Below are 13,925 nucleotides of genomic sequence, written 5' to 3' on the forward strand. Positions count from 1 at the left end.
GCAGCGCACACCGTCAGGTCGGTGCCGCGCTCGCCCATCAGCCGCCGGCGCCCCGGATCAGTCCAGCGGGGCCGTCCGCCGCCAGGGCCGCAGATGCTCGATCCGCTCCGCCAGCGCCAGCAGCTCCGCCTCCGCGCCGGCCCGCCCCACGAGCTGTACGGCGCAGGGGGCGCCCGTCGGCAGCGTGCCGAACGGCACGGACATCGCGGGCAGGCCGGTCAGGTTCCACGGCGGCGTGAACGGCGAGAAGGCGGTGTTGGCCGCCAGGTTCCACAGCCAGCCCCGCTCGTGCCAGGGGGCCGCCGCGGGCGCGGGGCGGGCCAGCGCGGGGGTGAGCAGGACGTCGTAGGCGGCGAAGAACGGCTCCAGGCGCCGGCGCAGCCGCTCCTTCGCCGCCCCGGTGCGGACCCGGGCGGCGAGGGGCCGGCCGACGGCCGCGTGGACGCGGGTGCGCCGGACGAGCCGCCGCGGGTCGAGGTCCCGGGCGTCGGCGGAGGTGCCCGCCGTCCAGTGGGCCAGGGCGGTGGCGCCCAGCGACGCCGGGTAGGGCGGCTCCGCCCGCCGCACCAGGTGACCGGCGCGCATCAGCACCCCGGCCGCCTCGCGGGCCGCCGCCGCGTACACCCCGGCGACGGGGACGCCGGCCAGCGGGCTGCGCAGCGACAGGGCCACCCGGAGGCCGCCGGCCCGTTCCCGGCGTACCGGCTCGCGGTCCGCGATCACCGACAGCAGCAGCCGGGCGTCGGCGACCGTGGTGGCCAGCGGCCCGTTCTCCGCCAGGCCATACCAGTCGACCTCGCCGATCCCGGCCGGCACCACCCCGCGGCCCGGCTTGACGGTGACCAGCCCGCAGACGGCCGCGGGGATGCGCAGCGAGCCCATCGCGTCGTTGCCGAGCGCGAGGGGAACCATCCCGGCGGCGACCGCGGCGGCGCTGCCGCCCGAGGAGCCGCCCGCCGAGCGCGCCGGGTCCCAGGGGTTGCGGGCGGTGCCGTACACGCCGTCCGTGGTGTTGAACACGCACAGCTCGGGCACGTTGGTGACCCCCACCACCACCGCGCCCGCCGCCCGCAGCCTGGCGACGGTGACATGGTCGGCGGCGGCCGGTGCCTCCGGTGTCGCCGCCGAGCCGGCGCGGGTGGCCTCGCCGCGCACCGCCAGGTTGTCCTTGACCGCCACCGGCACGCCCGCCAGCGGCAGCGCGGAGAGGTCGGCGCGCTCGCCCAGCGCCCCGGCCTCGGCGAGCGCCGCCTCCGCCCGGACGGCGCGGAAGGCGCCGATCCGGCCGTCCAGCCGCGCGATCCGCGCCAGGTGCGCGGCGACGACCTCCCGGGGCGCGACCCGCCGCTCGCGGACGGCGGCGGCGATCTCGACGGCACTCCGGCCGACCCAGTCGCTCATGGCGGGCTCCTCTCCGGGCGCGCGCCACGGGCGGGCACGCAGGGAGAACTGTGCCCGGGGCGGCGGGTTCCCGTCGAGGGTCCCGCCGGGGCGCGGCCCCCGCGCGGTTCGAACGGCCCGCGGCGGGGGAGCTGTACTCCTCGTCGGCCCCGTCCCCCCACCCCCAGGGAGCAGCCGTATGCATGACGACCGCGGTCTGGTCGAAGCCCGGCTCGGGCGCGTCCTGGACGAACGCGTCCGCCCCGCCGTGTACCCGGAGTCCGTGCCGCTGGAGGTGGCGGTGTGGCACGCGCCCGGCGAACCCGTGCCGGTCGCCGAGGGACTGGCCGCCGAACCCGAGCCCGTCGCGGTGGGCACCCGCTGGGGCGCCCCCTGGGGCACGAGCTGGTTTCGGGTCACCGGCACCGTCCCCGAGACCTGGGCCGGGCGCACCGTCGAGGCCCTCCTCGACCTGGGCTTCGACGAGAACATGCCGGGCTTCCAGTGCGAGGGCCTGGTCTACCGGCCCGACGGCACCCCGGTGAAGGGCCTCAACCCGCGCAACCAGTGGGTCCGGATCGGCGCCCCCGCCGCGGGCGGAGAGCGGGTGCGCCTGCACATCGAGGCCGCCTCCAACCCGGTCGTCTTCGGACCCCGCCCGTTCCTGCCGACGCCGCTCGGCGACCCGGAGACCGCCGGCGACGAACCGCAGTACACCCTGGCCCGAATGGACCTCGCCGTGTTCGACGAGACCGTGTGGCGGCTCGTCCTGGACCTGGAGGTGCTGGGCGAGCTGATGGCCGAGCTGCCCGTCGGCGCCGAGCGCCGCTGGGAGATCCTGCGGGCGGTGGACCGGGCGCTGGACGCCCTGGACCTCCAGGACGTCAACGGCACCGCACGGGCGGCCCGTTCGGAGCTGACCGGGGTCCTCTCCGCGCCCGCCGTGACCTCCGCCCACCGGATCAGCGCGGTCGGGCACGCGCACATCGACTCCGCGTGGCTGTGGCCGCTGCGCGAGACCGTGCGCAAGGTCGCCCGCACCACCGCCAGCATGACCGCGCTGATCGAGGAGGAACCGGAGTTCGTGTTCGCCATGTCCCAGGCCCAGCAGTGGGCGTGGGTGCGCGACCACCGGCCCGAGGTGTGGGCGCGGGTGAAGAAGGCCGTCGCCGAGGGCCGGTTCGTGCCGGCCGGCGGGATGTGGGTGGAGTCGGACACCAACATGCCCGGGTCGGAGGCGATGGCCCGGCAGTTCGTGCACGGCAAGCGGTTCTTCCTGGACGAGTTCGGCGTCGAGAACGACGAGGCGTGGCTGCCGGACACCTTCGGGTTCGCCGCCGGCCTGCCGCAGATCATCAGGGCCGCCGGATCGAAGTACCTGCTGACGCAGAAGATGTCCTGGTCCCGGACGAACGCCTTCCCGCACCACACCTTCCGCTGGGAGGGCATCGACGGCAGCCGTGTCCTCACCCACTTCCCGCCCGTCGACACCTACAACTGCGCCATGCACGGCACCGAGATCGCCCACGCGGTCCGCAACTTCAGGGACAAGGGCCGGGCGAGGCACTCCCTGGCCCCCACCGGCTGGGGCGACGGGGGCGGCGGCACCACCCGCGAGATGGTCGCCAAGGCCGCCCGCCTGCGCGACCTCGAAGGCTCCGCCCGGGTCACCTGGGAGACCCCGCGGGCCTTCTTCGAGAAGGCCGCCGCCGAGTACCCCGAGGCACCGGTGTGGGCCGGCGAGCTGTACCTCGAACTGCACCGCGCCACCCTCACCAGCCAGGCCGGGACCAAGCGGGGCAACCGCCGCAGCGAGCACCTGCTGCGCGAGGCCGAACTCTGGGCCGCGACCGCCGCCGTACGCACCGGATTCCGCTACCCCTACGAGGAGTTGGACCGGATCTGGAAGACGGTGCTGCTGCACCAGTTCCACGACATCCTGCCCGGCTCCTCCATCGCCTGGGTGCACCGCGAGGCCCGCGCCGCCTACGCCGGGCTCGCCGGGGAACTGGAAGCGGTCGTCGACGCCGCCCAGCGCGCCCTGGCCGGGGACGGGGACCGGGAACTGGTCTTCAACGCCGCCCCCCACCCCCGGGCCGGCGTCCCGGCGGGCGGCGCCCGCACCCCCGTCCGCGAGGGCCGCACCCGGCGCACCGCCCGCCCCGGCGGCGGACACGTGCTGGACAACGGGCTGCTCCGGGTCGAGATCGACGACCGCGGACTGGTCCCTTCCGTGTACGACCTCGAAGCCGACCGCGAGACGGTCGCGCCCGGCGCGACGGCCAACCTGCTCCAGCTCCACCCCGACCTGCCGAACCAGTGGGACGCCTGGGACGTCGACGCCTTCTACCGCAACACCGGCGCCGACCTCACCGCCGCCGACTCCGTCACGGCCGGCCAGGACGGCGGCTCGGTGCGGGTCGTCCGGTCCTTCGGGGCGTCCCGGGTCACCCAGGTGCTGACCCTGGCACCGGGGGAGCGGCACCTGCGGATCGACACGGAGGTCGACTGGCACGAGCGGGAGAAGTTCCTCAAGCTGGCCTTCCCGCTCGACCTGCACACCGAACGCTACGCGTCCGAGACCCAGTTCGGCCACGTCCACCGCCCCACCCACACCAACACCTCCTGGGAGGCGGCCCGGTTCGAGGCGTGCAACCACCGCTTCGTCCACCTGGAGGAACCCGGCTGGGGCGTCGCCGTCGTCAACGACGCCACCTACGGCCACGACGTGACCCGCGCCGTCCGCGCCGACGGCGGTACGACCACCACCGTCCGGGCCTCCCTGCTGCGCGCCCCGCGCTTCCCCGACCCCGAGACCGACCAGGGCGTCCACCGCTTCCGGCACGCCCTCGTGCCGGGCGCGGACATCGGCGACGCGGTCCGCGAGGGCTGGCGGATCAACCTGCCCGAACGGTCCCGCACCGGCGCCCGGGAGGTCGCGCCGCTGGTCACGGTGGACGACGACGCCGTGGTGGTCACCGCCGTCAAACTCGCCGACGACGGCAGCGGCGACGTCGTGGTCCGCTGCCACGAGGCGCACGGCGGCCGGGCCCGCGCCACCCTCACCGCGAACTTCGCGGTGGCCGGCGTCACCGTGACCGATCTGCTGGAACGCCCGCTCGACGGGGAACCGGCGCCCGTGCTGGAGGGCGACCGGATCGCCGTACGGCTGCGGCCGTTCCGGCTCACGACCCTGCGGCTGCGGCGGGCCTGAGCGGGTCAGTCGGTGAGCCGGGCGCGCAGCCACTCCTCGACCTCGCCGACGTGCGCGGCGGCCGCCGTCCGGGCCGCCTCCGGGTCCCGGGCGGCCAGCGCGCGGTGGATCGCGGCGTGCTCGCGCCGGGTGCGCTCGACCGCGCCCTGCTCCTGGTAGCCGCGCCAGACCCGGGCGCGCAGGGTGCGGGAGGACAGGCCGTCCAGGATCGCGGCCATCGCCGTGTTGCCGGCCGCCGCCACGATCTCCCGGTGGAAGGCCAGGTCGTGGGCGAGGATCTCCTCCAGGTCGTCGGTGGCGCCCATGGCCGCCAGATGCCGCTCCACCCCGGCCAGCGCCTCGGGGGTGATCCGGGCGGCGGCCAGCGCGGTCGCCGTGGACTCCAGGACCCGCCGCACCTCCAGCAGTTCCACCAGACGCGGCCCCCGGGACAGGTCGGCCACCACGCCGAAGGTCTCCAGCAGATCGCCGGCCTCCAGGCGGGTCACGTAGATGCCGGAGCCGTGCCGGGCCTCCAGCACGCCCAGCACGGTCAGCGCGCGCACCGCCTCGCGCATCGAGCTGCGGGAGATGCCCAGTTGGGCCGCGAGGTCCCGTTCCGTCGGCAGCTTCTGGCCGGGCTCCAGCAGGCCCTGGGCGATCATCGCCTTGATCCGGTCGATGGCGCGCTGCGTCACCGTGCCCTTCGGCTGGGCGGTCCCGGTCTCCGCCTCGGCGGGGGTCTCGTCCATGCCGCTCCTCCTGTTGCCGTCCGCGCAGTCTAGCCACGCCACTGGTCGGACCACTTCACCGCGCCGTGCGGGGTTTCGACGTCCGTGGGGTGTTCTCAGGGGGAAGTGGTCTGATAAGTATGCGGGAACTGGTCGCCCGAGCCGTCATCCGAGTCGCCGTCCCCCGAGGAGCCGCGTGCCCGACACCGACGCCCGCATCACCGCCGTCGACACCTACGACATCCGGTTCCCCACCTCGCGGGAACTCGACGGCTCCGACGCGATGAACCCCGACCCCGACTACTCCGCCGCCTATGTGGTGCTGCGCACCGACGAGGAAGGGGGAGCCGAGGGGCACGGCTTCGCCTTCACCATCGGGCGGGGCAACGAGGTCCAGGTCGCCGCGATCCACGCGCTCCGCCACCACGTGGTCGGACGGTCCGTCGCCGCGCTCTGCGCCGACCCCGGCACCCTCTACCGGGACCTCACCGGCGACAGCCAACTGCGCTGGCTGGGACCGGAGAAGGGCGTGCTGCACATGGCGATCGGCGCGGTCGTCAACGCCGTGTGGGACCTCGCCGCCCGCCGCGCCGGCAAACCGCTGTGGAAGCTGCTGGCCGACGCGGAACCCGAGTGGCTGGTCCGGCAGGCCGACTTCCGCTACCTCACCGACGCGCTCACCCCCGAACGGGCCCTGGAACTGCTGCGCCGGGGACGCCGGGACGCCGACGGACGCGCCGCCCGCCTGCTCGCCACCGGCTTCCCGGCGTACACCACCTCACCGGGCTGGCTCGGCTACGACGACGACAAGCTCACCCGGCTCGCGCGGGAGGCGGTCGCCGACGGGTTCACGCAGATCAAACTGAAGGTCGGCGCCGACCTCGCGGACGACGTCCGGCGCTGCCGGACCGCCCGCGCCGCGATCGGCCCCGGCGTGAGGCTGGCGATCGACGCCAACCAGCGCTGGGACGTGGCGGAGGCGGTGCGCTGGACGCGGGCGCTCGCCGAGTTCGGGCCGTACTGGATCGAGGAGCCCACCAGCCCCGACGACATCCTCGGACACGCGGCGATCCGCCGGGCCGTCGCCCCGGTGAAGGTCGCGACGGGCGAACACGCCGCCAACCGGGTCGTGTTCAAGCAGTTGCTCCAGGCCGGCGCCGTCGACGTGGTCCAGCTCGACGCGGCCCGGGTCGGCGGCGTCAACGAGAACCTCGCCATCCTGCTGCTGGCCGCCGAGTTCGGCGTACCGGTCTGCCCGCACGCCGGCGGCGTCGGCCTGTGCGAACTCGTCCAGCACCTCGCGATGTTCGACTACGTGGCGCTGGCCGGCACCACCGAGGACCGTGCCATCGAGTACGTCGACCACCTCCACGACCACTTCCAGGACCCGGTGGTGATCCGCGCCGGCCACTACGCGGCCCCCACCGCCCCGGGCTTCTCGGCGGCCCTCAGACCCGAGTCCGTCGCCCGGTACACCTACCCAGGCGGCACCTTCTGGGCCGCCGACCTCGACCCGACCGGAGGAAGGGCGGCATGAACGACTTCGACGGGCTGACGGCCCTGGTGACGGGCGGCGCGTCCGGGATCGGCCGGGCCACCGCCGAACTGCTCGCCGAGCGCGGCGCGACGGTCGCCGTCCTCGACCTCGACTGCTCCGGCGTCCGCGCCCCGCTGCTCGCCCACCGCGCCGACGTCACCGACGACGCCTCGGTGCGCGCGGCGGTCGCCGCCGCCGTCGCCGAGCTGGGCGGACTGGACGTCCTGGTCAACAACGCGGGCATCGGCGCCCAGGGCACCGTCGAGGACAACCCCGACGACGAGTGGCACCGCGTGTACGACGTCAACGTGGTCGGCATGGTCCGCACCACCCGCGCCTGCCTGCCCCACCTGCGGGCCTCCGCGCACGCCGCGATCGTCAACACCTGCTCCATCGCCGCCACCGCCGGCCTGCCCCGCCGGGCCCTCTACAGCGCCACCAAGGGCGCGGTGCTCTCCCTCACCCTCGCCATGGCCGCCGACCACCTCCCCGACGGCATCCGCGTCACCTGCGTCAACCCCGGCACCGCCGACACCCCGTGGGTCGGCAGGCTGCTGGCCGCCGCCGAGGACCCGGCCGCCGAGCGCGCCGCCCTGGAGGCCCGCCAGCCCACCGGGCGCCTGGTCACCGCGGCCGAGGTCGCGGGCGCCGTCGCCTACCTGGCGAGCCCGCTCTCCGGCGCGACCACCGGCACCTCCCTCGCCGTCGACGGCGGGATGCAGGGCCTGCGCCTCCGTCCGGACCGGCGGTGAACCGCGTCCGGCTGGGCCGCGGCGGCGTCGAGGTCACCGCACTCGGCCTCGGCACCGCCGCCCTAGGCGGCCTCTACACCGACGGCGGCGAGGACGCGGCCCACGCCGCCGTCGCCGCCGCCTGGCAGCGCGGCGTGCGCTACTTCGACACCGCCCCGCACTACGGCCTCGGCCTGGCCGAACGCCGCCTGGGCCAGGCCCTGCGCGGGTACCCCCGTACCGATTGCACCGTGTCCACCAAGGTCGGCCGCAGGCTGGAGCCGGCCGCGGACGGGGGCGACGACCTCGCCCACGGTTTCGCCGTGCCCGCCCGCCACCGCCGGGTCTGGGACTTCAGCGCCGACGGCGTGCGCCGCACCCTGGAGGCCAGCCTGGAGCGGCTCGGCCTGGACCGGGTCGACGTCGTCTACCTGCACGACCCCGACGACCACGCCGAGCAGGCGTTCCGGGAGGGCTACCCGGCGCTGGAACGCCTGCGCGCCGAGGGCGTCGTCGGGGCGATCGGCGCCGGCATGAACCAGACCGCGATGCTGACCCGGTTCGTCCGCGACACCGACGTCGACGTGGTGCTCTGCGCCGGCCGCTGGACCCTCCTCGACCAGAGCGCGCTGACCGACCTGCTGCCCGCCGCCCAGGTCCGGGGCACCACGGTCGTCGCCGGCGGCGTCTTCAACTCCGGCCTGCTGGCCGATCCCGCGCCCGGCGCCCGCTACGACTACCGGGCCGCGCCCGCCGCCCTGCTGGAGCGTGCCCTGCGCCTGAAGGCGGTCGCCGAACGGCACGGCACCACCCTGCGGTCCGCCGCCCTCGCCTTCGCCGCCGCCCACCCGGCCGTCGGCTGCGTCCTGCTCGGCGCCCGGTCGGCGGCCGAGGTGCACGACGGCGCCGACCGGTTCGCGGCGCCGGTGCCCGCCGCGTTCTGGCGGGAGCTGAAGGAGACCGGCCTGCTGCCCGGACACGCCCCGGAGCCCGAGTGACCGTCGACGCCCACCACCACGTCTGGGACCTGTCCGTCCGCGACCAGGACTGGCTCACCGGCCCCGAGCTGGCGCCGCTGCGCCGGGACTTCACCGTCGCCGACCTCGCCCCCGAGGCACGGGCGGCGGGCGTCGACCGCACCGTCCTGGTGCAGACCGTGACCGTGCCGGACGAGACACCCGAGCTGCTCGCCCTGGCCGACGCGCACGACCTGATCGCCGGCGTGGTCGGCTGGACCGACCTCACCCGGCCCGACGTCGCCGAGCGACTGGCCGAGCTGCGCGCGCTGCCCGGCGGCCGGTACCTCAAGGGCGTCCGCCACCAGGTCCAGGGCGAGCCCGACCCGGGATGGCTGCTGCGGCCGGACGTGCTGCGGGGGCTGGCGGCCGTCGCGGACGCCGGGCTCGGCTACGACCTGGTCGTCCTGCCGCACCAGCTCCCCGCCTGCGTCCGGGCCGCCGCCGCGCTGCCCCAGCTCACCTTCGTCCTCGACCACCTGGGCAAACCGCCGATCGCCGACGGCGCCCTGGAACCCTGGGCCACCCGCCTGCGGGCCCTGGCCGCCCTCCCCAACACCGTCGCCAAGCTCTCCGGCCTGCTCACCGAGGCCGGCCCCCACCACACCGCCGACGACCTGCGCCCGTACGTGACGGTCGCCCTGGAGGCGTTCGGCCCCGACCGCCTGATGTACGGCTCCGACTGGCCGGTGTGCACGGCCAGGGCACCGTACGGCGAGACCCTGCGCCTGGTCCGCGAACTGACCGCGCCCGATGAGCACACCCGCGTCCTCGACACCACCGCCACCCGCGTCTACCGCCTGTGAACCGGCCCCGCCAGCCTGGTGGGCGGCAGGTACTCCCGGACGTACTCCCGCTGCCAGCAGGCGCCCGTCTCCCGCAGCTCCCGCCAGGTCGTGTACCGGTAGCGGAAGAGGCGGGCGCGGATGTGCCGGGGCGGGGCGTCCGGCGGGAAGGGGGAGCGGCGCAGCAGCTTCAGTGTGTCCCGGTCGTTCTCCAGCAGCCTCTCCACCAGAGCCCCGAACCACGACCCCGAGTAGGCGGGCGACAGGGCGGCGAACCACATCATCCAGTCCAGCCGCAGATGGTACGGCGCGAACTGGCGCGGCCAGCGCCGAGGGTCACCGGGCTTGCCCTTGAACGCGTACTCCCGCCAGTCCCCGTCCTCGCGCGGCACCTCGTCGGCGGTGCCCTCGATCACCACCTCGTGGCGGACCCGGCTGACGCTGCCGAACGCGCCGTAGGTGTTGACCAGGTGCAGCGGGTCGAAGGAGCGGTTCATCACCTGGCGCCGGGAGAGCATGTTGGCGGCCGGCCGGTAGCTGAGCGCCAGCAGCAGCGCGGACACCGCGAGGACCAGCACCTCGTACCAGAGCGGCGCGGCACCCGCGGCCGGCGGGCCGGCCGGGAACTCCACCGCCGAGCAGGCCAGCACGATGGTGATCCAGTTCAGCCAGGAGAAATTGCCCGACAGCACCAGCCACACCTGGGTGACGATCATCAGCGCGGCGGCGGCCGAGGCGATCGGCTGCGGGGTGAACAGCAGGAACGGCACCACGAGCTGCGTGACGTGGTTGGCGGCGGCCTCCGCGCGGTGCAGCGGCCGGGGCAGACGGTGGAAGAACCAGCTCAGCGGGCCCGGCATCGGCTGGGTCTCGTGGTGGTGCTCCAGACAGGTCAGCTTCCGCCAGCACTCGTCGCCGCGCAGCTTGATCAGCCCCGCCCCGAACTCGACGCGGAACAGCAGCCAGCGCAGCAGGAACAGCACCACGACCGGCGGCGCCACCTCGTCGTTGCCGAGGAACACGGCGAGGAACCCGGTCTCCAGCAGCAGCGACTCCCAGCCGAACGCGTACCAGGTCTGCCCGACGTTCACGACCGACAGGTACAGCGCCCACGGCACCAGCCACAGCAGCATCGCCGCCCACAGCGGCACCAGCCCGTCCACGCCCGCGAGCAGCGCCGCGGCCACCGCGCAGCCCGCCCAGGCGCAGCCCGCGAAGAACCGGTCGGAGTACCGCCACTGGAACAGGCTCGGCGCCCGCCGGAACGGCACCCGGGCCACGAACCGGGGCACCGGCAGCATCCCGCGCTCGCCGATCAGCGCGCGGAACTGCAGGGCGGCCGTCAGGAAGGCGACCAGGTACACGGCGGCCAGCGCCTTCTGGAAGACCAGCCTGCTCAGCCAGTAGTCGGGTGCGGTGAACCACTCCACGGCCGCGTGCTCCTCTGTTCGTTCCGTACCGGTCGACGGGTACCCTCCCCGCCGCCCGACCGGCCGAACGGGTCGAAGAATCCGAATGGGTCGAAGAATCGGACAAACACTGGCAAGGTGGGGCTCATGACGGATCGGGGAGCGAGCGCCCGGTCACTCCCGGACGACCGGCCCGCCCACCCGGACCCCATCCTGGCGCTCAACCGCATGGGCAGCTTCGACTGGGACCTGGAGAAGGGCCTGTTCCACATGGACGCCCAGGCCCTGGAGGTCTTCGACCTGCGTCCCGAGGAGTACGACGGCCGCGTGGAGTCCCTCGGGGTACGCGTGCCGCGCGCCGAGGGCAGCCATCTGGACGCGCTGGTCGCGCGGGCCATGAAGGACGGCAGCGAGAACTACGGCACCTACTTCCGACTGCGCCGCCGCGACGGCAGCCTGCGCTGGACCCACACCCAGGGCTACATCCGGCGCGACGCCGCCGGCCGGCCGTGCCGGATCGTCGGCATCGTCCGCGACGCCACCGCGGAACTCGGCGAGATCGCGGAGCGCCGCGACCAGGCCGCCCGGCACGCGGCCCGCCGCCGGCGCACCGACGTGGTGCGGACCGCCACCGCCGCCCTCGCGCACGCCCGCACCGTCGACGACGTCATCGACGTGCTCAGGGACACCGACGGCCTCACCCGGCTGGGCGCCACCAGCCTGGTCATGGGCCTGGTGGAGGCCGGCCGCATCCGGCTGGTCGCCGACGGCCCCCAGAACAGCTTCGTCCCCGGCACCCGCGTCACCCGGATCGACGAGCCCTACCCGATGAGCGAGGCCGTGCGCACCCTCAGCCCCCGCTACATCGAGTCGCCGGAGGAGTTCGCCGAGCGCTACCCGGTGCTCTGGCCGCACCTGGCCGGCCTGCGCATCACCTCCGCCGCCTACCTCCCGCTGATCGCGCAGGCCCGCCCGATCGGCGCGATGGGCCTGCTCTACAGCGACCGGCGCGGCTTCTCCCCCGAGGACCGCGACATCCTCGTCGCCCTGGGCAGCAGCATCGCCCAGAGCCTGCAGCGGGCCATGCTGTACGAGCGCGAGATGGACCTCGCCGCCGGCCTCCAGCAGGCGATGCTGCCGCGCACCATCCCCAGCGTCCCCGGCTGCGACGTCGCCGTCCGCTACCGCGCCGCCGGAGTCGGCGGCTCCCTCGGCCGCGGCATCGGCGGCGACTGGTACGACCTGATCCCGCTGCCCGGCAGCCGGGTCGGCGCGGTCATCGGCGACGTCCAGGGCCACGACACGCACGCCGCCGCCGTCATGGGCCAGTTGCGGATCGTGCTGCGCGCCTACGCCGCCGAGGGCCACACCCCGGCCACCGTCATGGCCCGCGCCTCCGTCTTCCTCGACGAACTCGACACCGACCGCTTCGCGACCTGCCTGTACGCCGAGGCCGACCTGGCCACCGGAGTGGTCCAGGTGGTCCGCGCCGGGCACATCGACCCGCTGGTGCGCCATGCCGACGGCACCTGCCGCCGGGTCCCGGTCGAGGGCGGGCTGCCGCTGGGCCTGTCCGCCGAGTTCGGCTGCCTCACCTACCCGGTCGGCACCCTGGAACTCGACCCCGGCTGCACGCTGCTGCTGTGCACCGACGGCCTGATCGAACAGCCCGGCACCGATCTCGGCGAGGGCACCCGCGCCCTCGCCGAGGCGGTCGCCACCGGCCCCGAGGACGTCGGGCACCTCGCCGACCTGCTCATCGACACCGCCGGGCAGCGCGGCGGCGACGACGACATGGCGCTGCTCCTGCTGCGCCGCCGCGCCCCCGAGGCCGCGCGGACCGGCGGCCGGCTCCGCCAGCACGTGGCGCCCGGCGACCCCGAGGCGCTCACCGAGGCCCGGCGCATGGTGCGCACCGCGGTCCGCGCCTGGGGCGCCGCGGACCAGGGCGACGAGATCGAGCTGGTCGCCGACGAACTGATCACCAACGCGCTGATGCACACCGAGGGCTCCGCCGTCGTCACCGTCCGGGCCCTCACCGGCCCGGGGCAGAAGCTGCGCGTCGAGGTCGAGGACTCCTCCAGCGCCCTGCCCCGCCGCCGTGACGCGGGCGACTCCGGCGTCTCCGGGCGCGGCCTGCTGCTGGTGGAGACGCTGGCCGACGGCTGGGGCGTGGAGGCCCGGGGCGGCGGCAAGTGCGTGTGGTCGGAGTTCGCCCTGGTCCGCCGGGACTGAGGCCCGCCGTGCGGTCCGGGCGCCGGGTGGCACCCTGGACGTATGCCAGAACTGCCCGAGGTCGAGGCGCTGCGGGAGTACCTGACCGAGCACCTCACCGGCCAGGAGATCGTCCGGGTGCTGCCCGTGGCGATCAGCGTCCTGAAGACCTACGACCCGCCGCCGACCGCCCTGGAGGGCCGGCCGGTCGCCGCCGTGCACCGGCACGGCAAGTTCCTCGACGTCGAGACCGGCGGCGGCCCCCGCCTGGTGGTCCACCTGGCCCGCGCGGGCTGGCTGCACTGGAAGGACCGCCTCCCCGACGGCGTCCCCCGCCCCGGCAAGGGCCCCCTCGCCCTGCGCGTGGCCCTCGCCACCGGCGCCGGGTTCGACCTGACCGAGGCGGGCACGCAGAAACGGCTCGCCGTGTACGTCGTGCGGGGCCCGGGCGAGGTGCCCGGGGTGGCGCGGCTCGGCCCGGACCCGCTCGCCGACGACTTCGACGAGGCCCGCTTCGCCGCCCTGCTCGACGGCGAACGGCGGCAGCTCAAGGGCGCCCTGCGCGACCAGGGCCTGATCGCGGGGATCGGCAACGCCTACAGCGACGAGATCCTGCACGCCGCCCGGATGTCCCCCTTCAAACTGGCCGCCTCGCTCACCCCCGAGGAGACCGGCGCCCTCTACACGGCCCTGCGCGCCACGCTCACCGAGGCCGTCGAGCGCTCCCGGGGCGTGGCGGCCGGGAAGCTGAAGGCCGAGAAGAAGGGCGGCCTGCGGGTGCACGGCCGCGCCGGCCAGCCCTGCCCGGTGTGCGGCGACACCGTCCGCGAGGTCTCCTTCAGCGACTCCTCCCTCCAGTACTGCCCGACCTGCCAGACCGGCGGCAGACCGCTGGCGGACCGGCGGCTGTCCCGGCTGCTGAAGTGACC

Annotated in this window: 10 protein-coding genes; 7 read left to right on the forward strand and 3 right to left on the reverse strand. The window is 75.2% G+C overall.

What is annotated here, in order from left to right; translation table 11 throughout:
* Window positions 1-57 precede the first annotated feature (57 nt).
* Window positions 58-1,401 carry an amidase family protein gene (locus tag ACFY32_RS15065; protein WP_359202021.1) on the reverse strand — a complete coding sequence of 448 codons (1,344 nt, stop codon included), beginning with the start codon at window positions 1,399-1,401 and terminating at the stop codon, window positions 58-60.
* Window positions 1,402-1,579: 178 nt separating this feature from the next.
* On the opposite strand from ACFY32_RS15065, the gene ACFY32_RS15070 reads away from it, so the two are divergent.
* On the forward strand, window positions 1,580-4,594 hold the full coding sequence (locus ACFY32_RS15070; RefSeq protein ID WP_390674412.1) for an alpha-mannosidase: 3,015 nt from the start codon (window positions 1,580-1,582) through the stop codon (window positions 4,592-4,594).
* A 5-nt stretch (window positions 4,595-4,599) separates the two neighbouring features.
* Here the strand turns inward: ACFY32_RS15070 and ACFY32_RS15075 are convergent, their stop codons facing one another.
* Entirely contained in the window at window positions 4,600-5,325 is a 726-nt protein-coding gene (locus tag ACFY32_RS15075) for a FadR/GntR family transcriptional regulator (protein ID WP_390674413.1), read from the reverse strand.
* Between the two features lie 175 nt (window positions 5,326-5,500).
* Between ACFY32_RS15075 and ACFY32_RS15080 the strand changes: the two genes are divergently transcribed.
* From ACFY32_RS15080 to ACFY32_RS15095, 4 genes are read left to right on the forward strand one after another with little or no spacing between them, the layout of a single operon-like run.
* Window positions 5,501-6,841 carry an enolase C-terminal domain-like protein gene (locus tag ACFY32_RS15080; protein ID WP_390674414.1) on the forward strand — a complete coding sequence of 447 codons (1,341 nt, stop codon included), beginning with the start codon at window positions 5,501-5,503 and terminating at the stop codon, window positions 6,839-6,841.
* The gene (locus ACFY32_RS15085) at window positions 6,838-7,593 is read left to right on the forward strand and encodes an SDR family oxidoreductase (protein ID WP_359202029.1); all 756 of its coding nucleotides are present in this window, start codon (window positions 6,838-6,840) and stop codon (window positions 7,591-7,593) included. The genes ACFY32_RS15080 and ACFY32_RS15085 overlap by 4 nt, the downstream gene beginning before the upstream one ends.
* Entirely contained in the window at window positions 7,590-8,570 is a 981-nt protein-coding gene (locus tag ACFY32_RS15090) for an aldo/keto reductase (protein WP_390674415.1), read from the forward strand. Before ACFY32_RS15085 ends, ACFY32_RS15090 begins: the two co-directional genes overlap by 4 nt.
* Window positions 8,567-9,394 (forward strand): amidohydrolase family protein, encoded by an 828-nt coding sequence (locus ACFY32_RS15095; protein WP_359202033.1) that lies wholly within the window; start codon window positions 8,567-8,569, stop codon window positions 9,392-9,394. The genes ACFY32_RS15090 and ACFY32_RS15095 overlap by 4 nt, the downstream gene beginning before the upstream one ends.
* On the opposite strand, the gene ACFY32_RS15100 is transcribed toward ACFY32_RS15095, so the two are convergent.
* Window positions 9,382-10,803 (reverse strand): lipase maturation factor family protein, encoded by a 1,422-nt coding sequence (locus ACFY32_RS15100; protein ID WP_390674416.1) that lies wholly within the window; start codon window positions 10,801-10,803, stop codon window positions 9,382-9,384. The genes ACFY32_RS15095 and ACFY32_RS15100 overlap by 13 nt on opposite strands.
* A 126-nt stretch (window positions 10,804-10,929) precedes the next feature.
* Here ACFY32_RS15100 and ACFY32_RS15105 point away from each other — a divergent pair, with 126 nt between their 5' ends.
* Together ACFY32_RS15105 and ACFY32_RS15110 are read left to right on the forward strand one after the other, a co-directional pair.
* Window positions 10,930-13,017, forward strand: a complete 2,088-nt coding sequence (locus tag ACFY32_RS15105; protein ID WP_390674417.1) for a SpoIIE family protein phosphatase — start codon at window positions 10,930-10,932, stop codon at window positions 13,015-13,017.
* Between the two features lie 42 nt (window positions 13,018-13,059).
* Window positions 13,060-13,923 (forward strand): Fpg/Nei family DNA glycosylase, encoded by an 864-nt coding sequence (locus ACFY32_RS15110; protein ID WP_390674418.1) that lies wholly within the window; start codon window positions 13,060-13,062, stop codon window positions 13,921-13,923.
* Window positions 13,924-13,925: the final 2 nt, after the last annotated feature.

Origin of the sequence: Streptomyces sp. NPDC000134 (genome assembly GCF_042899225.1) — a bacterium.
In the GTDB taxonomy this organism is placed as follows: domain Bacteria; phylum Actinomycetota; class Actinomycetes; order Streptomycetales; family Streptomycetaceae; genus Streptomyces.

Coding starts and splice junctions, on each gene's coding strand:
- ACFY32_RS15085 (WP_359202029.1), top strand. CDS start 6,838: ATGAACGACTTCGACGGGCTGACGGCCCTGGTGACGGGCGGCGCGTCC.
- ACFY32_RS15070 (WP_390674412.1), top strand. CDS start 1,580: ATGCATGACGACCGCGGTCTGGTCGAAGCCCGGCTCGGGCGCGTCCTG.
- ACFY32_RS15105 (WP_390674417.1), top strand. CDS start 10,930: ATGACGGATCGGGGAGCGAGCGCCCGGTCACTCCCGGACGACCGGCCC.
- ACFY32_RS15110 (WP_390674418.1), top strand. CDS start 13,060: ATGCCAGAACTGCCCGAGGTCGAGGCGCTGCGGGAGTACCTGACCGAG.
- ACFY32_RS15065 (WP_359202021.1), bottom strand. CDS start 1,401: ATGAGCGACTGGGTCGGCCGGAGTGCCGTCGAGATCGCCGCCGCCGTC.
- ACFY32_RS15075 (WP_390674413.1), bottom strand. CDS start 5,325: ATGGACGAGACCCCCGCCGAGGCGGAGACCGGGACCGCCCAGCCGAAG.